We start from the raw sequence: 23,702 nt of genomic DNA on the forward strand, positions 1-23,702 counted from the left end.
TGGATGTTTCCACAAACCGCTCGATTTTATCTGATCAAATTCACTAAATATGAAAACGTTTCATCATTAGCAAATTTTATACTCACGATTTTAATTTAAACATCGTCCGACATATATTTCAAGTGAAAAAATTGTAACACCAAGAAAAAATATATATTACAGATTTCAAAAAAATTCAGTTAAATCTTGTATATATTTAAAAATATGACATATTATATAAAACTGTACTACATGAATCACTAATGCTGTTACATATACCTAGCTTTATTTATGTGTTGCAAACCAAGTATTTAATTGATCCATAATGTCTTCCATCGCCTTCATGTTAGAGAATTTAGGCAACTCCACTAATAACGCCTGTTTTGGCATTGTTACATTAGCGCCTTTCTTTTGGAGAACAAATATACTTTTTGCATTTTTCTCGTTTTTAAACATGGAAACAGGAAGCTGTAATAACCCTTGAATAAAGCATGTTTCTTTAATAAATGCATGTAATTTTGGTGCCTGGTCACTTTCAAAAATGAAGTTTGGTACTAAGAAGAATAAGTACCCGCCCTCTTTCGTATGTTTCACACTTTGTTCAATAAATAAGTGATGGGCATATGACATTCCTTCATCTGCTTTTAATTTATATTCACTTGCACCGATTTCGTTTGGATAATAACCAACTGGCAAGTCTGAAACGACTGCATCAACTGGATCGATATAAAGTGGTGCTAGTCCATCTTGATGGAAGAATTCGATTGCATGCTTTTGTAAATTTGCATTTACTAAAGCAAGTTTAATTAGCACTTCATCCACTTCTACACCAAATCCACTCATTGTTAGTCCTTCTTTGGCGCTATTAAACACTGTAGTCATTAAGTTACCTGTTCCAATTGCAGGATCTAAAACTGTAATTTCATTTTGCCCTTGCATAAATTTATGGAATAAATAACTCATAAACATACCAACTGCATCAGGTGTCATTTCATGATTCGCTTGTACGCCTTCTTTCATTCCTTTTAAGATGGCTAACTGAAATGCTTTACGAATTTCTTCACCTTTATATGTTTCTTCATTAAACGTACTATATTCACGATTCAGCCTTTCAATTGCTGATTCGGATAATTCTTCTTGTAAAATCGCTCCCTCAAACAAGTTATCACCTGTCTCTACAAGCGCCTCTAAATATGTTACATCTAATTCTTTACGTAAAACTACCGCAGAAGAATCAAAAATAGAAAATAATGTTTCTACTGTCTGACTCACGTACATTCCTCCTTCTCTCTTTTACACATAACTTATATCATACCACAAAGTGTTTTTTTCCAAAAAGAAAAAGCGACCTCCTGTAAAGAGCTCCCTTTTAAGTTATATATGATATAACGTTTTTTCTCATATATCGATGCCGTTACAGAGCAATATATGAGAAAAAACGACCTCTTTATAAGAGGTCATTTCCTTCACATTACTTCGCAGATTTAGCTGCTTCTAATGCTGCTTCATAGTTTGGATGGCTTGTACCTTCGCTTACGTACTCTGCGTAAACTACTTTGTCGTTGCTATCTACTACGAATACTGCACGAGCAAGTAAACGAAGCTCTTTCATTACTAAGCCGTAAGCTTCACCGAATGAAAGGTCACGGTGGTCAGAAAGTGTTACAACATTTTCTAAACCGTTTGCTGCACACCAGCGTTTTTGAGCGAATGGTAAATCAGCGCTAATTGTTAATACTTTCGCGTTTTCAATACCTGCTGCATCTTGGTTAAAACGACGTGTTTGTGCATCACAAACACCTGTGTCGATTGAAGGTACAACACTAATTAATTTCACTTCGCCTTTGTATGTTTCTAAACTTACTGGAGATAAGTCGTTTGCTAATACTTGGAAGTTTGGCGCTTGATCGCCAACTTTAACTTCTGTTCCAACTAAAGTCATTGGATTACCTTTAAAAGTTACGTTTGCCACTTGAAAATCCTCCCTTATTTAAACAAAATATGTACAATGTAAATGATAGTTTGTCCCTATCGATAATGCAAATAAAATCGCTTTATTTACAAAAAAATTAAAGAAGCTAACCTATTGATTAGCTTCTTTATTCGTTAAATTTGAAATTCAGGATCATCTTCTTTTCGTTTATCCATCATTTCTTTCACTTTATCAACAGCTTGTGGAGCTAATTCAATTATTTTATCGATGACGTGTGTTTGTTTATCTAAGTGCAATACTTTCACACCATCTCCATTTATAACAAGAAAGGCAACAGGATTAATAGAAACTCCTCCACCACTTCCCCCGCCAAATGGATGGCGGCCTGAATGTTCTACTTTACCAAATTCACTTCCACCAGCAGCAAATCCAAAACTTACTTTCGAAACAGTAAGAATTACACTTCCATCTGCCGCTTTAATTGGGTCACCAACAATTGTATTTACATCAGTCATTTGTTTTAAATGCTGCATTGCGGTTGTCATTAAACCTTGAATTGGATGGTCCATTCTATATCCCCCCTATGCTTGAACAGATTTTTCTGTCATACCAGATCTTTGTCTTCTCATAAATATGATTAATTTGACGCCAGTTTTTATAGCGCGGAATATACGAAAAGATGCTGTTAACTCGCATCTTGATGCAAATCCCTTCCCTTGAAAAACAGGAGTAATTTCAAATTCTGGTACATCGACAATATGCATATATTGTCCGACAACTCCAGCAGCCATACCTTTTGTCCCCCATGCATATCCAGTGACAATTCCAGTACTAGCTGCGTCGCCTGCTCCAATTTGCGTATGCCATTTCCAACCATTGATTTTCACTCGTTTGAGAAAATCTTTAACAATAGTATGAACTTCTTGCAGCTTTTTTATCAGTTCAACAATGCTGTCAAGTTGCGCCATAATTTTATTATCGAGTCCGCCGTCCTCTTCAGCTTTTTCGATTTTCTGTCCTGTTTTTTTCTGCTGTTTTTCAATTCTTTCCAACACATCAAATGTATATCGAATCATCCATATTTTCACTTGAAGCAAACATTGCTTTTCCATTTCTGAATATAAAAATGTCACCTTAAGCTTTATTTTTGACAATAGTATAAACAAAATAAAAAGAAGAAGAATTATTATTCCAATTACGAGCCACTTCATACGTATCATCCTTTCACTCCGTACCCATTATCGACAACTTTATTCATCATTAAACAGAGTTCTATAAGATTGAATATAAAAATTTTTCTAAAAATAAAAAGGTATTTTGACATTTTATATCGAAATATATTATTTGAACATATCATCAGGGAACGGACTCTAATGATATGTAGCACGAAAAACAGAAAATTTAACTGCAGTGGAGGGATACATAATGGCAGATCGTCGCAATTTATTTTTCTTTTATGGTGATGACAAAGCAACGCTCGTTGAAAAAATGAAACCAATCTATCGTATTTTAGAAGAGAATGGATTTACCATATTAGATCATCCAAAAAATGCAAACGCTATCGTCAGTGTTGGAGATGATGCAACCTTCTTACAAGCCGTTCGTAAAACTGGTTTTAGGGAAGATTGCTTATACGCAGGGATTTCTACGAAAGATGAAACTTCGTTCTACTGCGATTTCCATATTGATCACGTTGATACAGCCCTTCAAGAAATTACAAAAAATGAAATTGAAGTGCGTAAATATCCAACAATTCAGGTAGATGTAGATCACAGTACATCTTTCCATTGTTTAAATGAGTTCTCATTACGTTCTAGTATTATAAAAACATTCGTTGTAGATGTTCACGTTGATGATTTATACTTCGAAACATTTAGAGGGGACGGTTTAGTAGTTTCTACCCCAACAGGAAGTACTGCTTACAATAAATCATTGCATGGTGCAGTTGTTGACCCGCTTATCCCATGTTTCCAAGTAAGCGAACTAGCATCATTAAATAACAACACATATCGTACACTCGGTTCACCGTTCATTTTAAATCACGAACGTACATTAACTTTAAAACTAAAACCAGACGGTAACGATTATCCTGTTATCGGCATGGATAACGAAGCGCTTAGCATTAAACAAGTAGAAAAAGCTGTTGTACGCTTAAGCGATAAACAAATTAAAACAGTTAAATTAAAAAACAATTCTTTCTGGGAAAAAGTACAAAGAACGTTTTTATAGAATTAAAATAACCGCAGAATTATGTAATTCCATAATTCTGCGGTTATTTATTTACCCCAATTGACGCGGACAATAATCTCTTACTATCCGGCCGTTATTCTTGTCAGTTTTTGTCGGTAAGTCGATATATTTTAATAATCGCTCATATATTTTTACTCATCTTTTCTATAGACAACTTGGCCATCTATTACGGTCATTTCTGCTTGCACTTCTTTTATTTCTTCTGCCTCAATTTCAAACATATTGCGGTCTAATATTGTAAAGTCTGCTTCATATCCTTTTGTAATTTGCCCTCGCTTCGCTTCTTTTCCAATTGCATAGGCACTTCCTGTTGTAAATAAAGAAACAGCCTCATATACCGTTAATCTTTCCTCAGGCATATAGCATACACCGTCAATAAAACTTCTACGTGTAACAGCGCTATATATACCTAGAAACGGATTTACTTGTTCAATGGGGGCATCTGAGCCACCATTACAATGTAGCCCTGCTTCCAGTAATGTCTTCCAAGCATACGCATAACGAAGACGGCGCTCTCCTAGTTTTTCAATGACTGACGGAAAATCTGATGAAAGAAAGACTGGCTGTATATCTATAATGACTTGCAAGTTTTTCATTCTTTCAATTAACTCCTCACGAGCAAGCTGACAATGAATAATGCGGTCACGTAACCCTTTTGCTGGTGGATATAATTCGAGTGCATCAATGACATATTCAAGCGATAAATCACCGATAGTATGAATCGCAACTGGCATATGTAAATCTCGTGCTTTCTTCACTAATTCTGCAAGTTCTTCACGTGAGAAAATCGCAACCCCATTCGTTTCCTTAGCATCTTCATACGGTTCACTTAATAATGCTGTTCTTCCGCCAAAAGAACCGTCAGAAAAAATTTTCATTGCCCCAAATTCAATATAATGTTCATTTTCATATTCTTTTCGTTCATGTGCTACTTCATGGTGAACGAGCAAATGGGCTTTAAATGGCATTTCTTTTATCACATGAGAAAACGCATTATGCGTTTTTCTAAAACCACCATAATAATTTAAATCTTCCGTATGCCCGCCAACAAGTCCGTATTTCCAGCAATCTTTAATCGCTGTTTGCAGAGCTCTTTGTAAATAAGCTTCATCAATTTCTGGCTGAACATGTTTAATTAATTCTTGCCCTTGTTCATATAAAAGTCCTGTTAACTTATTTGATGAATCCCTGCCAATTTTCCCGCCTTTTGGATCTTCTGTCGCTTCTGTTATATTCACTTCTTGCAGTATGTATGAATTCACCCATGTAACGTGACGACAAACTCTCTTTAATAAAATAGGATGGTCTTTCGAAATTTCATCTAAATCACGCGCGTGAACATCTTTCGTATCTGTAAAGTTATTTTCATTCCATCCTTCTCCAATAATCCAAGAGCCCTTTGGAGCTTCTTCCACTCGCTTCTGAACAAGAGCCAGTACTTCGCTATAAGATGTACAATTTGATAAATCTAGACGGAGTAATCTCTCTCCATGCCCAATAAGATGCATATGGCTATCAACGAGACCTGGGATCATTGTTTTTCCTTTTAGGTCATGTAACTTTACGTTTGAATATCTGCTTTCTAATTCTCCCTTATTACCAGCATCAACAATTATGCCGTTTTCAACGTAAACTGCGTCCACTTTTTCATTTTCTTCTCTCATTGTGTAAATGGTGCCGCCATACCAAATTTCTCCCATATATCCCATCTCCTTTATTTTTTATTGTATAAAAAAAAGCACCATTTCAAAATATGGTGCTTTTCTTAAAATTACTTTTGTTCAGTAGTAGACGTTGTAACTTGCCATTCAATATTAAATTTATCTTTTACTTGTCCGTATGCTGGGCTCCAGAATGTTTCTTGAAGTGGCATGATAACTTCTCCACCTTCTTGTAACTTATCGAATACTTCTTTTGCTTTTTCTGCATTACTAATTTGAATTGCGATTGTTACTTGAGATCCGATTGCATGCTCTTGACCCGGGAATGTATCAGAAATCATAAGATCCGTATTACCAACTTTTAAAGTAGCGTGTAAAACGCGCTCTTTCGCTTCAGCTGGAACCGGGTATTCTGGATTTTCAGGCATATCACCAAAAGTTTGCATGACTTCTACTTTTGCATCTAAAGCCTCTTTATAAAACTGTACAGCTTCTTGCCCACTGCCATCTAAAACTAAGTACGGATTAATACCTAAAATCATACGGACACCTCTTTTTTTAGTTTATAAAATCGAACTTGTGTTCGTTTTTTATTTTATCATTGTTTTGCATTTCATTCAACTATTTACTTCACTGTTTTCAAAATTATTTTGACGGAATCTCCATCTCTTGTTTTCTAAGTTCAATACGGCGAATTTTTCCAGAAATCGTTTTTGGTAGTTCATCTACAAATTCAATTTTGCGAGGGTATTTATATGGTGCAGTGAGTTCTTTGACGTGTTGTTGGAGTGTTGGAATTAATGTTTCTTCGTTCTTTTCTATATTCTCTCTTAATACGATAAATGCCTTCACGACACTTCCACGAATTTCATCAGGACTTGCGACAACTGCACATTCTCTTACGTACGGATGTTTTACAAGAGCATCCTCTACTTCAAATGGCCCGATTGTATAACCAGAACTAATAATGATATCATCACCGCGCCCTTCAAACCAGAAGTAGCCGTCTTCATCTTTCTTCGCTTTATCACCTGTAATATAATAATCACCGCGAAATTGCATCGCTGTACGTTCATTGTCTTTGTAATATTGTTTAAAGAGGGCCGGCGTTTCAATGTGAACTGCAATATCACCAACTTCGCCTACTTTAACTGGAGTACCTTCCTCATTTACGATATCGACGTGGTTACCTGGCGTTGGTTTCCCCATTGATCCTGGTCTAATATCCATCCCTTTCATTACACCAACAAGTAATGTATTTTCCGTTTGCCCATAGCCGTCTCTTACTGTAATATGAAAGTGCTTTTGGAACGTTTCAATGACTTCTCTATTTAACGGCTCTCCTGCGGATACAGCGCTATGTAATGCCTCTAAATTGTACTGGCTTAAATCTTCTACCTTTGCCATTAATCTATACTCAGTCGGTGTACAACAAAGCACATTCACCTTATTATCGTCTAATAAATTCAGGTACGTTTTCGGTTCAAACTTACCGTGATATACAAATCCTGTTGCCCCTGATCCTAGCGTTGCTAAAAACGGGCTCCAAATCCACTTTTGCCAGCCTGGACTAGCTGTTGCCCATACAATATCATTCTCTTCAATTCCGAGCCAATTTGGAGCGCTCGTACGTAAATGAGCGTATGCCCACGCATGTGTATGAACGACACCTTTTGGATTTCCTGTCGTTCCTGACGTGTAAGATAAAAAGACCATATCTTCTTTATCTGTCTTCGCCATTTCTAACATGTCACTCTCTGTTTCTAACGCTGTTTTCAAATTAACCCATCCATCTACTGATTGCTCGCTCAGGACAAATTTTCGAAGAGATTCCATCGCTTTTATATCATCAAATTGCCTAATATACGGCTCATAACTTACTATCGCTTTTACTTCTCCATGTCCAATTCGATATTCTATATCTTTTTTACGTAACATTTCCGAGCTTGGAATTACGACAAATCCTGCTTTAATAGCAGCAATATACGTCATGTACGCTTCAATTAAACGCGGCATCATAATGAGAAGCTTGTCCCCTTTTTGCAAACCACTTTTTATAAAAGCGTTTCCAATTTTATTCGCACCTTGCATTAATTCAGCGTATGTAACTTCCCTTCGATTCCCTTTATCATCTTGCCAAATTAAAGCTAACTTCCCTTTATCACCCGTATATTTCTCTATTTCAGAAACTAAATTATAAGACGGTGGCGCCAACAATTCTTCTCGCTTCATAAAATATCCTCCCTTTTCTTTATGCCTCCTTTATATAATAAAGAATTTTCTGTCAATTTTGAACCCTCTTCTTTTGACAAATTTTTCAGTTCTGTCGAATTAGCAAACGAAATTACATCGACTTACCGACAAATAGCGACACAACACAAAAAAGAAAGAGCGGGAGAACCCGCTCTTTCTAAGCCATCATATGGGATTATTTTTGGTAACCGCCTAATTGTTGCTCAGCTAGTGAAACTAGACGTTTAGTGATTTCACCACCAACAGAACCGTTAGCGCGAGCTGTTGCATCAGCTCCAAGTTGAACACCAAACTCTTGAGCGATTTCGTATTTCATTTGGTCTAATGCTGATTCAGCACCAGGAACCGCTAATTTATTTGTGCTACGTGACATGTTATATCACCTCCTTGTGAGTATAGAGTGTGATAAATAACATGACTTCATACACGTTTTAGATATGGTAATTTATGGTTTTAGAAAAGTTCTTCAAATTTTTCTTCTTCCGCCACTACTTCTACCGTTTGTAATACCATTGTTTCTTTGTTCCCTACAGCTTCATCGATTAATGGCGTGAAATCGTATTTCGCTTCAAAACGATTTGCTTTTTCACGTTTCGGCTTTGTCGCTGGGCTTGCTGGTGTGAATACAGTACAGCAATCTTCATATGGACGAATTGAAATATCATATGTGCCGATTTCTTCAGCGATTTTAATAATCTCTAATTTATCCATCGTAATAAGCGGACGAATAACTGGGTAGTTTGTTACTTCGTTAATCGTATGCATACTATCTAACGTTTGGCTTGCTACTTGTCCAAGACTTTCACCAGTCGTAATTGCAAGTGCGTTACGCTCCTCAGCAATACGTTCTGTAATACGCATCATCATACGGCGCATAACCGTCATTGAATAGCTAGATGGGATTTCTTTATTAATCGTTTTTTGCACTTCTGTAAACGGAACAAGGTGAAGCGTTACTCGTTTACAATACTTCGTTAACTCTTGCGCTAAATCGATTACTTTTTGTTTTGCACGCTCACTTGTGAAAGGTGGACTATGGAAGTGAACTGCTTCCACAGATACGCCGCGTTTCATCGTTAAGTACGCTGCTACTGGGCTATCAATACCACCAGAAAGAAGTACCATTACTTTTCCGCCAACGCCAACTGGTAAACCGCCAGCTCCCATACGCTCATCGCACATGATATAGCTATAGCCACTGCGGATCTCTACGCGTACATTTACATCTGGATTATGAACATCTACTGTAATATCTTCTGTGTTTTCTAGAATATGTCCGCCAATCTCAGGTAATAATTCCATCGTTCTCATTGGGAAATGCTTATAAGAACGGTGTACAGTAATTTTAAATGTTTTCACATCACCTTTTACTTGTAAGAAAGCTGCTAATGCACCTTCTTTAATGTCTTCTAATTCTGATGGTACTTTCATCGCTAAGTTAAATTTATGAATACCGAATACATCCTTCAATCTTTCAGAGACTGCTTCATGATCTTCACCATTTAACTGGATGTACATACGATCATGTGTTGCATCGATTTTAATATTTGGGAATTTTTTCAGTTTGAACTTCACGTTATCTTTTAATGTGCTTACAAACTTAGAACGGTTCTTACCTTTTGTCGTCATTTCTCCATAACGCACTAAAATATATTCATATTTCAACATAATTTCTTTACCTCATCACTTCATATAATTTTGGCATCGTCTCTTTTACAATACCTTCAAATTGTTTTACTTCTTCCATTGTGTTTTCTGGTGCCAAACTAATACGAATAGCGCTTGCAGCTGCTGCATGCGGCACTCCCATTGACACTAACACTCTGCTCACTTCATTTGCTTTTGAAGAACAAGCAGATTTCGTTGACACATATACACCGTGTTCTTCTAAAGCATGAACGACTACTTCTGGTTTTAAACCAACAAATGATACATTTAAAATGTGCGGTGCTGCATAGGCAAGCGACGTGTTAATCGTTACATCTTCCATCTCTTTAAAGAAACGAACAAGCTCTGCTTGTAAACTTTGCAAATGAGCTACCTTTTCTTTCACTTGTTCCATTGTCATGCGAAGTGCTTTCACCATCGCTACAATGCCAGGTAAATTCTCTGTACCAGAGCGATACTTAAGCTCTTGTTGACCACCTGATAAAATTGGATCTAATCTTACGCCATCGCGTACATAGAGAAGACCCGTTCCTTTTACACTGTGGAATTTATGTCCAGATATTGAGCAAAGATCAATATGAGAAGCATATAAATCAAGCGGTACTTTTCCTATCCCTTGCACATGATCTACATGGAATCTTATTTTCGGATGATTCGATAATAACGTTCCAATTTCAGCAACGGGCTGAATTGCTCCAGTTTCGTTGTTCACATGAATAATTGACACAAGAATCGTATCTTCACGAAGTGCTCGTTTCACATCTTCTACCGATACAACCCCATGCTCGTTAACCGGTAAATATGTTACATCAAACCCGAGTCCTTCTAATTGCTTATATGCCTCAAACACAGACGCGTGTTCAATATTTGTTGTAATGATATGTTTGCCGCGCGAACGATTCCTCATCGCTATCCCTTTAATCGCAAGGTTATTCCCTTCCGTTCCACCTGATGTGAAAATAATTTCAGAAGGTTTAACACGAAGAAGCTGCGCTGCAATCGTTCTTGATTGTGTTAATAGACGCTCTGCCTCTCCTCCAAGCGAATGAATAGAAGAAGGATTACCAAAATATTTCCCAGCAACCGTCACGTATGATTGAAGAGCTTCTGGATATGGCTTCGTCGTCGCACTATTATCAAAATAGATCATCGTTCTTCCCCTTTCAGCGCTATCACATCGTATAATCATATCATAAATACGTGTCATTACGCTAAGACTACGCAAAGGTTCCGTTTTATCTCGATTGGTGAAGACTAATAATTGGCGAGGATGCCCTCCTATTACAGTTTCACTTTATCCCGCGTTAACGGGCAATAAGACTCTCACCTCAAAATCCAGTTAGAGCAAAGAAGTTAGATGGGAGATTAACTGCCCGTAAATGCCCGATTGGTGAAGGCTAGTAATCAGTGGGGATGAATCCTCCCACCGATTAGAGTTTCACTTTATTTTGAAACGAATAACCTTGCTGTATTCCGCTATTCATTATAGCAACATCGCCTGCAAAATTACATAAAAAAACAAACCCTTTTATGAAAGGGTTTGTTCATTGTCTACATATTCAGCTATTTTTTGAACAACGCCAGGTTCAAGTTGCTCTAATACTGAAGCCGCTTGTTCTAAAGCTGCATCGTATTGGTATTCACGGAATAATTTCTCAGCATAATTTAAACTTTCTGCTAGGTTTTCATCATGACTGCGGTAACGGTTACCGTACTGAATTAATTTTTCCACTAAATATGCTTGTCCAATTAACTCTTCTGTCATTTCAGCTACATCGTTCACAGTTGTATATGCTTCTTCTAAACTGCTATTTACAGCGTTCATATTTAACGGCTTCACTTCTAATTGTTCATATACAGCTTGCATTGCCATTTGCCCTCTTTTTAAATCTTCCATAATACTCTCTGGAAGACCTGGCAAATTCGACTTTTGCATAAAGCGTTTCGTTTCGAAAATAGTATTTCGCATTTCTTGTAACTTCTCACGCGCTTCAAATTCTTCTTTGCGCATCGTTTGCAGCATTTCTTTATATTCTGCATGAAGTACTTTTAACGTTTCACATTGCTCATAAACCTCTTCTAGTTCCTCGCGAATAATAGAGAAGGCAATATCTTGTTCTGCAACGCGTAATTGTAGCATTTCAAAACGTTTCGTTAAAATGTGCATTTGCTTTTCAATTACTTTTTGAGACTCAATGTCTTTATCTTGTAACTGATAGCTTTGTTTCACAAGTTGTGTTTCTGTTTTCGTTTCAATCGTTTCGATGCGCATTTCTTCTAAATCATCATAAACAGAAAGTGTTTTTTGCTCCACATAATGTCTCGCATGTACTTCTTGTTCCAGTTGATCGTAGAAGCCATCTAAACGTGTTTTTAAGTTTTCTACTTTTTCAGCCGCTTCTGTTATATGAAGCTCCTGTATATCCATTAAACATGTTTGTAGTTGTTTCGTCATATCACGAACTTCTTTAGGGACTTCCAAATAATCTAATACATAACCTTGTCTTACCATATCATTGTGTCCGTGTAATAAATCTTCCAGCTGAACTGGTAACGTCGCTTGACACTCTACCAATAAATCTGGAATTTGGTGAATAATGATTTCTAAATCTGCTAAACCTTCTTCCAAACTAATAACAATTTCTCTCGCTTTTAAATAGTCGCCATTGTTTGTCGCTTCTTCAAAGGTTTTAAATTTCTCAGATTCAGCGTCTAGCATCTCTTCGATTTTCTGCTCTGCTGCTCCATACATATGTCTATGAGCAAGAACACTCTTTTTCATACTACGATATGTATCACGTAACCCTTCAATTTCCGAGCTATTTTTCTCATGGCTTTCTAACAATTGCTGTAATTCATTTAAAATGTCCGTAATACGATTATCAGCGTCATCTAAACCACTTATGGATTCGTTCATCGCATGCTTTGCTTTTCGGAAGGAGAATTGCGAGGCGAATTTTCGCGCTTGCGCTAAATCTTTGTCAGCTTTCGGAAGGGTTGTTGATACAATTTCATCCCATTCTTCACGCCATTTACCAAACAGTTCTTCTGTTTGACCCGTCATGTTTAAATCTTTTACCCGTTTTAGTTCATCTGCCACAGGTTTATCTTTTATCTCTTGTTTCCACTGCTCCAGTGCTTCAATATCTTTATATGAACGATTTCTTATCACAAGCTCTATCATGAGCAGCACTAGAATAGAGCTTACTACAATGATAACGATCGTCAGGATAGAATCCATGCAAAAAAGCCTCCTAGTTATATCTCTTTTTTTGTCCGTTCCGTTTATGAAATGGAAGGCATTATGTATAAAAAGGGAATTCCCCTATATTTAACAACTAACAATGTACTAATCATACCATGTAATGGTTTGTTTTTGACCTAGTTTTTTTAAAAATTTCATGTTCCTTTCAATGTGATTGTAATCTTTCTCAATATTCCGCCTACGTCACTACCTATCCTCAAATGATTGTAATAACAAACAATCTTTCGTATGGGATACGAAATAAATTTTCCGCATGAGTGGTGGTTCAACAGAAATTACATGTACATTTCCTTGCCTTACAGACTGCTCTACTGCCCTTTCTGGAAGTAACGTGATACCAAGGCCAGCTTTTACCATTGCAAGCATCGGTTCTGCGTAAGATGTTTCCACAGCTATAGTTGGTTTTACACCTATTTCATGAAACATGTTCATAATCATTTTCCTTACATCACATATTTCTGGATATACAATTAATTTTTCATTGTGCAGCTCTTCTATTTGAATGACTATCTTCTCTTTGTACGGATGATTATTTGAAACGGCACAAACAATTTTCTCTTGTTGCACTTCTTTTATATACGTAGCACCTTCTACTACTGAATCGATGAACATCGCGTCAATCTCCCGCGCTTTAAATAACTCTCTTAATACTTCCGTATGTCCGATTTGCCATTCCACTTCGAACTCATCACCTAATATATCTTTACATTCTGATATGTAATGCTCTGCTAAACTCGGTAGTATACCAATTGAAAATTTCTGGTTCTCTTGATATCCCCTCATTTCTGTTTTCACTTCATTTATTTGCTCCAAAATCGGTAGCATTCTTTTTATAAATAACTCTCCTGCCTCCGTTAACTCTACTCCTTGCGCAGAACGCTTAAGTAAAGTAACCTCTAAATCCGCTTCTAACTTTTGAATTTGTTTACTAAGCGCTGGTTGAGATATATGTAAAATCTTACTTGCCTTTGATAAACTTCGCGTATGCTTCACTTCAATAAACGATCGTACTGCCTCCAAATCCATTGTACACACCTCTAACAAAAAGTTATAACCGTTATAAGAAATCGATATTTCCTCCTATAAACAATTACTCTTTATACTTATTTCATCAACTTACTATAACGAAATGTAAAGGGGAAAGATACTCTTGAACAAAAAACAAATGCTACTCGGATCCTTTCTATGCTTACTCGCCGTCACTGCCTGGGGATTTATGTTTCCTGTAATGGCAAATGCTCTGCAATTTATCGATCCATTCTTCTTCACAACGCTTCGCTATGGATCAGCAGCTATTATTTTTCTTATTTTGCTATTAATTACTGAAGGAAAGACTTCACTCCGCTTAGAAAAAAGAACACTTTCTCTATTCTTTTACGGGACAGTCGGTTTCGCGGGGTATGGTTTTCTCGTTTTCTACGGACAACAACTTGCCGGACCTTCCGGAGCAATCCATGCAGCTATGATTCAATCCCTTATGCCACTGATTGCCTTATCACTGCAATGGATAACGAAAAATCGCCGCCCACAAAACTATACATTCCTTTGTATGTTTGTTGCATTACTTGGTGTTATACTTGTCATTTCAAAAGGAAATATTCACTTATTATTTGGAGCTGCAAGCCACTTATCAACAAATATATTGATGCTATGCGGCGTTACTTGCTGGGTCATTTATACAAACGGGGGTGCTCGTTTTCAATCTTGGTCACCACTTAGGTACACGACATTAACTTGTTTATTTGGCTCCATTTCACTCATCGTTATTGTTACTTTCTTAACGTACACAAATATAGTTACTATACCGTCACTGCGTACAGTTGTGAGCGTTCGTTTTGAGCTCTTTTATATGTCGATTATCGCAGGCGTTATCGCTGTATTTTGCTGGAATATGGGAAATCGCTATATTTCATCTATTAACGGCATATTATTTATGAATTTAGTTCCTATCCTTGCACTAATCGGTTCTATCTTTCGAGGTTATACAGTGGATAAAATTGAAATCGCTGGAGCTGCATTAACAATTATCGCGCTATTATGTAACAATTTATGGCAAAGAAAAGTAAACATAAAAATCCCCACCTCAGTTCGTTAGGTGGGGATTCTTCACATATGAACAGCTCTTGGCCATTCATGGTACATATTCGCTTTACATAATGCTTGTTCCATCCATTGCTCAATCTCTTTCGTATACATTTCTATGAAAAATGTCTCAGACGGGAAAGAATGGAGTACTTCTGATATATATTGTGGATATAAAAACGGCATACTTATCATACCTTTTAATTGCGTCATAAACATTGTAAATGATACTTTCTGAAATTCTTGTTTCATTTGTCCTTGTCTAATCATTTGTTCTATATAATATCTTTCTTTAGAAAAATAAACGGTCATCACTTCACGAATTAATGTCGTATCAAGCGAAAGCTCTCGGTAGAAGAAACGTGTTAGTTCTCTATTTTCAAATTGATATCGTAAAATCCCGCGCACCATTTGCACCATCACATCTTTAGCCGACAAATACTCTCTCTGTTCAAACGACATTTCAATCAGATGAATATATCCTTCTAAAAAATCAGTAATAAGCTGTTCTAATAAACCTTGCTTCCCAGCAAAATAATATGAAATATTCGCTACATTCACATCCGCTCGCTTTGCAATGTCTCGCACCGACGTTCCATCATAACCTTTCGTATTAAACAACGATATTGCCGCATCAATTACTTTTTGTTTCGTCTGCTTCATGCGCTCACTTCCCTTCAATGAACAGCTATAGTTTAAATTTCTTGACTTTTAAGACAAATTCCTTTAATTTTCTATCGACAAAGTCATGTGAAATACATCGTATTTTGCTAATATTTTACACATCTCGATAAAAAAGGAGCTGTTTCCATGTTTACTAAAGAAAGTTATGCAGGATCTCGCGTGCAGCAATATGAGACAGTAATTAAACAACTGGATGCGTTATTAACTGGCGAATCAAACGTAGTCGCAAACTTATCAAATGCGTCCGCATTATTAAACCAATTTTTAGATCGCGTTAATTGGGTTGGCTTTTACGTAACAGAAGGAACTCAGCTTGTTCTTGGACCGTTCCAAGGAATGCCTGCTTGCGTGCGCATTCCATTTGGACGAGGCGTTTGCGGTGTAGCAGCTGAAACGAAAACAACACAGCTTGTAGCAGACGTTCACCAATTCCCAGGTCACATCGCTTGCGATAGTGCTTCTAATTCAGAAATCGTTGTACCGATTGTGAAAGAAGGAGTTGTCATTGGTGTACTTGACATTGATAGTCCTGAAAAGAATCGTTTTGATGAAGTAGATCAGCGCTATTTAGAAAAGTTTGTGGAAACACTCCTAAAACATATGTAAAAAGAAAAGAGCGAGTTATCGATTTAGTACGTCCTGTACAAAACCGATAGCTCACTCTTTTTTATTGATTAACAGTAGATATTTTCTTTAATGCCTGCTCTAAATCAGAAGCGATATCCTCCCACGATTCTAAACCGACTGATAAGCGTATTAAATTATCGAAAATGCCCATTTCTTTTCTTAGTTCAGCTGGAATCGCAGCATGCGTCATCGTTGCTGGATGCTGAATTAACGTTTCTGTATCTCCTAAACTCACCGCAATTGTAATAAAGTGAAGATCATTAATAAACGCTTGCGTCTCTTCTTTTCCGCCTTTTACTGAAAAAGAAATAACACCGCCCCCTTGTTTCATTTGACGAGATGCTAACTCCCCTTCTGGATACCAAACACCTTCTACCGCATCATGTTTTCTTAAGAACGATACAATTTTTTCTGCATTATCACAATGACGATCCATTCTTACTGCTAACGTCTTTAACCCGCGTAATAATAACCACGCATCAAACGGCGCCATAATACCGCCGATATCTTTTCGCATCGGGCGAATCTTTTCAGCTAATGCTTTCGTTTTACAAATTGTTACACCCGCTACAACGTCACCGTGACCACCAATATATTTTGTCGCACTATGCACAACAGCGTCACAGCCAAGCTCAAGCGGTCTTTGTAAATAAGGTGAACAAAATGTATTATCAACAATAACAAGTAAACCTTTTCGCTTCGCAACCTGAATCACTTGTTTTAAATCAATTAATTTCATTGTCGGATTAATCGGTGTTTCAACGAAAATAAGCTTTGTATTTGGACGAATTTTATTTTCAATATCAACCTCTGTCTCCATATCACAAAACGAATGCGTAATCATAAATTTTTCTTCTAACACTTCTAAAAAACCGTACGTACACCCATATAATCCATTTGAACAAATAATATGATCTCCAGCCTTTAAAAACCCAATTAAAGTTGCTGAAATAGCTGCCATACCAGATCCGAAGGCAAGCGCCTCTTCTCCTCCTTCTAACACCGCCATACGTTCTTCAAATAATTTCACAGTTGGATTTCCAAGCCGTGAGTAAATATAAGATGGATCCACTCCCGCAAAACTCGCCTCTCCTTGCTGCGCAGTCTCAAATGTAAATGTAGAAGTTTGAAATAAAGGTGGTGTTAAACTTCCTTTATGTTCCTCAGGTATATAACCATGGTGAATTAACGCTGTCTCCATATGCTTCTTTTTCATAAAAACATCCCCCTTATGTTTTTATTGCCGCATATTCATCCATAAAAATTTGATGAACGTTTTCTTTCATTTTATGTAAGCGTTTTATTTGTGTTTCTATCTCTTCTTCTATATTGTTTTAAATTCCTTCTTATATTAATTCCCAAAATTTTTATGCATAAAACAAAAACGTACTCGCTTGACGAAACTCTGGGTAAAAGATATAATAGCGTTTGTGTAAAATAAAAAGGCAGCCTTGTAATGTGAGTTTATCGTTTGTATTTTGTTCCTCTACGGAGGTGTATCTCGTAACTCCCTGCTGCTGGAGCGAAGGTACATGAAAACAAAATGCCCGTAAATATCGATTACGTCTGTTTTTATTTTACGTAAATAAAAACATTTTTAAAGGAGGAGTCAACTATGGCTCGTTATACAGGTCCAGCTTGGAAACTGTCTCGTCGTCTTGGAATCTCTCTAAGCGGCACAGGAAAAGAATTAGAAAAACGCCCTTACGCACCAGGTCCTCACGGTCCTAACCAACGTAAGAAACTTTCAGAATACGGTTTACAATTACAAGAGAAACAAAAACTTCGTCACATGTACGGCATGACTGAGCGTCAATTCCGTCGCACATTTGACCAAGCAGGTAAAATGCCTGGTAAGCACGGCGAAAACTTCATGATCCTTCTTGAAGCTCGTCTTGACAACTTAGTTTACCGTATGGGCTTAGCTCGCACTCGTCGTGCAGCTCGCCAATTAGTAAACCACGGTCACATCATGGTTGATGGCGCTCGCGTAGATATCCCATCTTACCGTGTAAAACCTGGTCAAACTATCAGCGTTCGCGAAAAATCTAACAGCCTTGTTGTTGTTAAAGAAGCGATCGAAGTTAACAACTTCGTACCAGAATACTTAACTTTCGATGCTGACAAATTAGAAGCTACTTACACTCGTCACGCTGAGCGTTCTGAGTTACCAGCTGAAATCAACGAAGCATTAATCGTAGAGTTCTACTCTCGTTAATCTCGGTACTCTGAAAAGAGTCGTATTAAAAGCCTTAGGAACCTTGTTTATCAAGGGGTCTGGGCTTTTTTTATTGAATATAACCGATTATATGTATAGAAACAGACCAATGTAACAAAATAAAAAAGAACTGCAAGTCTATAGTTAATAAAACTTAACCCTCTCTCTAGAATTCCATCCATTTTTTATCCACATTAATAAAAACCTCCCTCTTCTTCTAACACTTAAAAACACTACATTCTATCCCATAACTCATTTTTCTTTGCTGTACTCTCCTTTTCTTAACATTATTTTTACAACGTATTTATTTGTACATAATCTATACCTTCCCTTTTTCTATTTACATTCAACTTAAAAACCTCTTCATCACCAGAGCATCCGAATGAGATTAAAAAACTTAATGAACAAGTTTTTTGTTTACTGAATAATTAGAACATTACATTTACAACCTCTTCCTTAAATTGGTATTTTTTTTGTAAGGGGGAGGGATAGTTCATGTCTTTAAATATGTATCTCAGTGAAGTACAAGCTCAAACAGAAAGTATGAACGCTTTCTGTAACGCTACTATTCAAGGAATGGAACAAATTATTCATTCTATTGACGCTTTTGCATTGGATACTGTTCTACAAGGACAAACATATATCAGTGCAAAAGCATATTTCTTACAAACCTTTCGTCCGTTAGCACAAGGAATCATTTACTTATGCGAAGAATTAATCCTTCAAAATGATGCTTTTCCAAAAGACTTTCAATCACAGGTAGCTTCTACAGATGTTATCGAACAGGAAATATTAGAACAAATTCGAGAAATCGATCGAATGATAGCAAGTACGGAAACAATCAATCAAGCTATGCCACTCTCGGGCATGGATGCTATAGTAAATCTATTTGCTGACATGAGGCGTAAACTGCAAGAAAAGCTAGAGCACCTATATGAATTTAATCAAACATCTAGTGATAACTATAATACAGCGATTCAATTAGCTGCTAGTATTACGACAGGTTTAGCTGAAGTACAAAGCGGAAAAGGTTTTAGTCCCGCCAGTGGTACATTTAGTACACAAGGGTTGAATATGGAATGGATAGCCTCTATTCAAAAAATTGCAGAGGAAAGAGTTCAAGAAGCCGAAATAAAAAAAGAAATTGAAGAAAAAATGGCTTTGCAGGAACAAGAAGCTAATAGACCGTGGTACCAAAAAACAGCTATTGGCGCTTGGGAATTCTTCCAAGGAATTTGTAATTCAGCTGCTGAAAACTTTACAGGCGTGGAATTACCAATGGGCAATGAATTAGAAAACAAAACAACCTTTCAAGCCGGAAATCTTGTGGGTAATTTTGTATCAGGGGTAGGATCTATTTTTGAAATTTTGGGTGGTATAGCTATTGTAACAGGATCAAATGTTGGAACCGTATTGTTAGAAGGAGTAACTTTCGGGGCAGCATCACCAATTGTTATCCCAGCTGATTTAGCTCTTACAACCGCTGGAGCAGGTGTTGCTACACATGGTACATTTGTATGGTATAATACCGTTCAAAATAGTATTGATACTTTGCAAAGGTTTCAGTCTTCTTTTGGTAAGTCTGGCGAAAGAGTTACGCAGACAGTAAAACCTAACTACAAAGACTATATAAAAGCAGAAAAAGGACAAAGACCGCCAAATTTTACTCCTAAAGGAGCTAAGAGAGGTGGAGCTTTCAACGAAGCTAAGAGAGCAAGCGGTATTCCTGTTAATGAACAGCCAACTAAGGTTACACCAGCTGTAGATAAAAGAGGGAATCCTATCCCTGGAAGAGACTATCATTTCAAAGATGGTAAGATTATAAGAGAGCATTCAGGCGGTCATACTTATCCAGATGATCCATCTCAAAACAGAGGATCACATTTCAATGATGTACATGGGAATCATTATGACTATTAAAATTGAGGTGGTAAAATGAAGTGTTGGAATGAAGTAGAAGAAGATGCATTCTCATACTACAAATGGTTTAGTAAGGATGAAGCAATCAAAAGAGTCGGTAATTTACCAAATTTAAGTTTATTCAGTGTTAATGGCTCCATGTTATTTAGCTCAGATGAAAAAAATCAATTCAAAGAAGTATGCGGCACTGAAATCAAGCAAGTATTTATGAAACATGATTTGACTAATGTCTACAAATTCTACTTGCTTGCAGCTATTGAAATCAAAGACAAAAACTCTAAAATTGAAAAATACCGAAAGGTATGGAAAGCTCTTCAAACCAAATGGAAACTTGAGGGATTTAATAAGGGTCCAGAAGTTGAAATGGAAGTTGGGGGAACAACTTTCTACTCAAGTATTGCAGAGTTTTGTCTCGAGAAACTTCCAGATGCCATTGAAATAGTTTCTAGTAATCCTAAAAGATTTACAATCATTGCAAGTAAAAATAATGATATAATTGCGGAAGAAAATGTTAGAAAAATCTTCAAAAAAGCATTTAATGAATATAACAAATGGAAAGATGAAATAGATTATTTTAACCTTTCCATTCATCTCTGCCCAAAAGATGATATAGTTTTTAGATGGGGAGATTCATTAGAGGAAGCGGAAATAGCTGCTATATTTAAAGGAGATATACTTACACTTTTAAATAGCTAACTGCAAAATCTTGCTAAAAATAACTACATTTCAATTAACAATTATAATATTTGAATAGAATTAAACTAAGAAAAATCCGACTCACAAAAGACGGATTTCTTCATGTATCTAAAATGTATACTGCTTTATTTGATCTAATACTAAAAATTAGGGAGGAGTAATTTTTGGCGTATTCATTAAAACCTGAAATACAAGCCAGTCTTACAAAAATTGATTTTATTAAGAGATATAAAGCCTTATCAGAAAAATTTTCTGATAGAGAAAATACATTTGAAAGCTATGAAAACGAAAAAGTAATTGCAGTATTTGAGTCTCTTGGCTATAAAGCTCGTTTTATGAAAAAGGAAAACTTTTTTATTGTTGGTGAAGTAAAGAACAAGGATTTCTATACTTTCAGATTCAATATCAGCTTAAAATATGGGCTTGTTGAGTTCATTTGGTCTGCAAGGTATAATGGTGAAGTTAGAGTTGGGAATTCATGGGATATGTTTGTAAAAGCATTATCCAATGGTTCTGAAAGATTGCCGGCAGTATGCTTCCACAGTTACGATGAACTCAAAGAAATCATGAAAATCGCCTTTGAAATGTACGAAGATTTCAAGCGAGAATTAATTCCTATTTATTCATAATTCAAAAAGCTACCGAAGACACCAAAACAGTTACTTCGAGTAGCTTTTATTTATATATATTAAAGTTATTTATTTTCCTCTTTTTGAACATATACATAAGCATCTTTCTGCTCTTTATGTATATCAACCTTCGAATTCTCTGCAAGTTGACCCGCGTTTAGCAAAGAAAAAATAATCAATGCTTCTAGTGACATTTCGTTTTACCACTCCTTTCTAATTGTTATACGTTTATCATACCGCTTACATGTGATTTCCGTATGAATTCGAAAAGGAGATTAAAACAAAAAAGCTTTGAGGAATTTCCTCAAAGCTTTTTATTTATTAGTAACGAATTAAGAAATATTTCTTCTTACCGCGGCGAATGATTGTGAATTTACCTTCGATGCGGTCGTTTTCTGTTACAACGTAGTCTAATGCTTGTGTACGCTCACCGTTTACGTAGATTGCGCCGTTCGTTACATCTTCACGTGCTTGACGTTTTGATGGAGAGATTTTGCTTTCTACAAGTAAGTCGATTAATACTGTATCTTCTGCAGTACGTTCTACAGATGGTACGTCTTTGAATCCTTGCTCGATTTCGCTTGCAGTCAGTTCTGCTACAGAACCGCTGAATAATGCAGCTGAAATTTTAATCGCTTGCTCTAATGCTTCTTCGCCGTGAACAAGTTTTGTCATTTCAGAACCTAACGCTTTTTGTGCTGCACGTTTTTCTGGCGCTTCAGCTACTTGCTTTTCAAGCTCAAGAATTTCTTCATGAGATAAGAATGTGAAGTATTTTAAGTATTTAACAACATCGCGGTCATCTGTGTTGATCCAGAATTGGTAGAACTCGTAAGGAGTTGTTTTCTCTGGGTCTAACCAAATTGCGCCGCCTTCTGTTTTACCAAACTTCGTACCGTCAGATTTTGTAACAAGTGGAATTGTTAAACCGAATGCTTTCGCATCTTCTTCTGATTTACGGATTAATTCAAGACCAGCTGTAATGTTACCCCATTGGTCACTACCACCGATTTGCAGACGGCAATTATGTTGTTGGTATAAGTTTAAGAAGTCGTATGATTGTAAAATCATGTAACTGAACTCAGTGAATGAAATACCAGTTTCTAAACGAGATGCTACTGTATCTTTTGCTAACATATAGTTTAAACCGAAGTTTTTACCGATATCGCGTAAGAATGAAATGACATCTAAGCTACCAAGCCAGTCGTAGTTGTTAGCCATCGTTGCTGGGTTGTCCACGTTTTCAAACTCTAAGAAGTTTGAAAGTTGGTTTTTAATGCTTTCTGTGTAGTAAGCAACTGTATCTTTCGTATTTAATGTACGTTCTGCTTTTTTACCACTTGGGTCACCGATCATACCAGTACCACCGCCAACAAGTGCGATTGGTTGGTGACCAGCTAATTGGAAACGACGTAACATTAATACTGGTAACATATGACCAATGTGTAAGCTATCCGCTGTCGGGTCGAAACCACAGTATAATTTAACGCTTTCTTTTTCTAATAATTGCTCAAGGCCCTCAGCATCTGTTTGCTGATTAATTAGACCGCGAAATTCAAGATCTTGTAAAATACCCATATCCTACATACTCTCCTTTAAGTTCATTACTGGCGTGAAAGTTGAAAACATAAAAAAATCGCCCCTTCAAATAAGGGACGATTTTGATTATCGCGTTACCACCCTAGTTGCAGGCAAAAAAAAGCCTACCACCTTATTTACATAACGGCTTAGCACCGTCTTTTCCCTTTTGAATACAATTCAATCGAAAAAAGATGCTCTAGGGGCGTAATTCGCGATCATCTATGTGCTGATTTTCACCGGCCATCAGCTCTCTAAA

The 23,702-nt window shown here is 36.7% G+C and carries 23 protein-coding genes and 1 other annotated feature (1 of these 24 only partly in view); of the genes, 7 read left to right on the plus strand and 16 right to left on the minus strand.

What is annotated here, in order from left to right; translation table 11 throughout:
• Positions 1-264 precede the first annotated feature (264 nt).
• The 4 genes from F3I02_RS07855 to F3I02_RS07870 all read right to left on the minus strand — a co-directional run bounded on the left by F3I02_RS07855 (position 265) and on the right by F3I02_RS07870 (position 3,132).
• Positions 265-1,251 (minus strand): class I SAM-dependent methyltransferase, encoded by a 987-nt coding sequence (locus tag F3I02_RS07855; RefSeq protein WP_000084367.1) that lies wholly within the window; start codon positions 1,249-1,251, stop codon positions 265-267.
• Between the two features lie 199 nt (positions 1,252-1,450).
• Positions 1,451-1,951: a thiol peroxidase gene (gene tpx, locus F3I02_RS07860; RefSeq protein ID WP_000024525.1), complete on the minus strand. Its 501-nt coding sequence runs from the start codon at positions 1,949-1,951 to the stop codon at positions 1,451-1,453.
• Between the two features lie 134 nt (positions 1,952-2,085).
• Positions 2,086-2,481 (minus strand): GerW family sporulation protein, encoded by a 396-nt coding sequence (ytfJ, locus tag F3I02_RS07865; protein WP_000350003.1) that lies wholly within the window; start codon positions 2,479-2,481, stop codon positions 2,086-2,088.
• A 12-nt stretch (positions 2,482-2,493) separates the two neighbouring features.
• The gene (locus F3I02_RS07870; RefSeq protein WP_196477800.1) at positions 2,494-3,132 is read right to left on the minus strand and encodes a DUF2953 domain-containing protein; all 639 of its coding nucleotides are present in this window, start codon (positions 3,130-3,132) and stop codon (positions 2,494-2,496) included.
• Between the two features lie 205 nt (positions 3,133-3,337).
• Between F3I02_RS07870 and F3I02_RS07875 the strand changes: the two genes are divergently transcribed.
• Positions 3,338-4,141, plus strand: a complete 804-nt coding sequence (locus tag F3I02_RS07875) for an NAD kinase (protein ID WP_000785185.1) — start codon at positions 3,338-3,340, stop codon at positions 4,139-4,141.
• A gap of 152 nt (positions 4,142-4,293) precedes the next feature.
• Here F3I02_RS07875 and F3I02_RS07880 read toward each other — a convergent pair whose 3' ends face one another.
• From F3I02_RS07880 to F3I02_RS07915, 8 genes are all read right to left on the minus strand, one after another.
• Positions 4,294-5,862: an amidohydrolase gene (locus F3I02_RS07880; RefSeq protein WP_196477801.1), complete on the minus strand. Its 1,569-nt coding sequence runs from the start codon at positions 5,860-5,862 to the stop codon at positions 4,294-4,296.
• A gap of 71 nt (positions 5,863-5,933) precedes the next feature.
• Complete coding sequence (locus F3I02_RS07885) at positions 5,934-6,365, minus strand: VOC family protein (protein ID WP_000600361.1); 432 nt, start codon at positions 6,363-6,365, stop codon at positions 5,934-5,936.
• A 103-nt stretch (positions 6,366-6,468) separates the two neighbouring features.
• On the minus strand, positions 6,469-8,055 hold the full coding sequence (gene mbcS / locus F3I02_RS07890; protein WP_000817776.1) for an acyl-CoA synthetase MbcS: 1,587 nt from the start codon (positions 8,053-8,055) through the stop codon (positions 6,469-6,471).
• Between the two features lie 196 nt (positions 8,056-8,251).
• The gene (locus tag F3I02_RS07895; protein WP_000091640.1) at positions 8,252-8,449 is read right to left on the minus strand and encodes an alpha/beta-type small acid-soluble spore protein; all 198 of its coding nucleotides are present in this window, start codon (positions 8,447-8,449) and stop codon (positions 8,252-8,254) included.
• Between the two features lie 80 nt (positions 8,450-8,529).
• Entirely contained in the window at positions 8,530-9,744 is a 1,215-nt protein-coding gene (gene thiI / locus F3I02_RS07900; RefSeq protein ID WP_074593284.1) for a tRNA uracil 4-sulfurtransferase ThiI, read from the minus strand.
• Between the two features lie 7 nt (positions 9,745-9,751).
• A complete protein-coding gene (locus F3I02_RS07905; protein WP_074593285.1) occupies positions 9,752-10,894 on the minus strand; it encodes a cysteine desulfurase family protein in 1,143 nt (380 codons plus the stop codon).
• Positions 10,895-11,272: 378 nt separating this feature from the next.
• The gene (ezrA, locus tag F3I02_RS07910) at positions 11,273-12,985 is read right to left on the minus strand and encodes a septation ring formation regulator EzrA (protein ID WP_196477802.1); all 1,713 of its coding nucleotides are present in this window, start codon (positions 12,983-12,985) and stop codon (positions 11,273-11,275) included.
• Between the two features lie 210 nt (positions 12,986-13,195).
• On the minus strand, positions 13,196-14,035 hold the full coding sequence (locus F3I02_RS07915) for a LysR family transcriptional regulator (protein WP_196477803.1): 840 nt from the start codon (positions 14,033-14,035) through the stop codon (positions 13,196-13,198).
• 124 nt (positions 14,036-14,159) lie between these two features.
• Here F3I02_RS07915 and F3I02_RS07920 point away from each other — a divergent pair, with 124 nt between their 5' ends.
• Positions 14,160-15,104 (plus strand): DMT family transporter, encoded by a 945-nt coding sequence (locus F3I02_RS07920; protein ID WP_196477804.1) that lies wholly within the window; start codon positions 14,160-14,162, stop codon positions 15,102-15,104.
• Positions 15,105-15,115: 11 nt separating this feature from the next.
• Here F3I02_RS07920 and refZ read toward each other — a convergent pair whose 3' ends face one another.
• A complete protein-coding gene (gene refZ / locus F3I02_RS07925) occupies positions 15,116-15,754 on the minus strand; it encodes a forespore capture DNA-binding protein RefZ (protein ID WP_196477805.1) in 639 nt (212 codons plus the stop codon).
• 147 nt (positions 15,755-15,901) lie between these two features.
• Here refZ and F3I02_RS07930 point away from each other — a divergent pair, with 147 nt between their 5' ends.
• The gene (locus tag F3I02_RS07930) at positions 15,902-16,381 is read left to right on the plus strand and encodes a GAF domain-containing protein (RefSeq protein WP_000494343.1); all 480 of its coding nucleotides are present in this window, start codon (positions 15,902-15,904) and stop codon (positions 16,379-16,381) included.
• A 61-nt stretch (positions 16,382-16,442) separates the two neighbouring features.
• Here the strand turns inward: F3I02_RS07930 and megL are convergent, their stop codons facing one another.
• Positions 16,443-17,618: a methionine gamma-lyase gene (gene megL, locus F3I02_RS07935; protein WP_196477806.1), complete on the minus strand. Its 1,176-nt coding sequence runs from the start codon at positions 17,616-17,618 to the stop codon at positions 16,443-16,445.
• A gap of 399 nt (positions 17,619-18,017) precedes the next feature.
• Between megL and rpsD the strand changes: the two genes are divergently transcribed.
• From rpsD to F3I02_RS07955, 4 genes are all read left to right on the plus strand, one after another.
• Positions 18,018-18,620: a 30S ribosomal protein S4 gene (gene rpsD / locus F3I02_RS07940; RefSeq protein WP_000135317.1), complete on the plus strand. Its 603-nt coding sequence runs from the start codon at positions 18,018-18,020 to the stop codon at positions 18,618-18,620.
• A gap of 495 nt (positions 18,621-19,115) precedes the next feature.
• Positions 19,116-20,540, plus strand: a complete 1,425-nt coding sequence (locus F3I02_RS07945) for an HNH/endonuclease VII fold putative polymorphic toxin (protein WP_196477807.1) — start codon at positions 19,116-19,118, stop codon at positions 20,538-20,540.
• A gap of 15 nt (positions 20,541-20,555) precedes the next feature.
• Positions 20,556-21,236 (plus strand): hypothetical protein, encoded by a 681-nt coding sequence (locus tag F3I02_RS07950; protein WP_000650403.1) that lies wholly within the window; start codon positions 20,556-20,558, stop codon positions 21,234-21,236.
• Between the two features lie 164 nt (positions 21,237-21,400).
• Positions 21,401-21,865 carry a hypothetical protein gene (locus F3I02_RS07955; RefSeq protein ID WP_030028566.1) on the plus strand — a complete coding sequence of 155 codons (465 nt, stop codon included), beginning with the start codon at positions 21,401-21,403 and terminating at the stop codon, positions 21,863-21,865.
• A 65-nt stretch (positions 21,866-21,930) separates the two neighbouring features.
• Here F3I02_RS07955 and F3I02_RS07960 read toward each other — a convergent pair whose 3' ends face one another.
• Both F3I02_RS07960 and tyrS read right to left on the minus strand, forming a co-directional pair.
• Complete coding sequence (locus tag F3I02_RS07960) at positions 21,931-22,059, minus strand: hypothetical protein (RefSeq protein ID WP_000050940.1); 129 nt, start codon at positions 22,057-22,059, stop codon at positions 21,931-21,933.
• A gap of 127 nt (positions 22,060-22,186) precedes the next feature.
• Positions 22,187-23,443 (minus strand): tyrosine--tRNA ligase, encoded by a 1,257-nt coding sequence (gene tyrS / locus F3I02_RS07965; RefSeq protein WP_000512092.1) that lies wholly within the window; start codon positions 23,441-23,443, stop codon positions 22,187-22,189.
• 70 nt (positions 23,444-23,513) lie between these two features.
• Positions 23,514-23,702 (minus strand) — a binding site (T-box leader); it runs 41 nt beyond the window's last position.

Source organism: Bacillus sp. SRB3LM (genome assembly GCF_015712745.1).
GTDB classification, from domain to species: domain Bacteria; phylum Bacillota; class Bacilli; order Bacillales; family Bacillaceae_G; genus Bacillus_A; species Bacillus_A thuringiensis_K.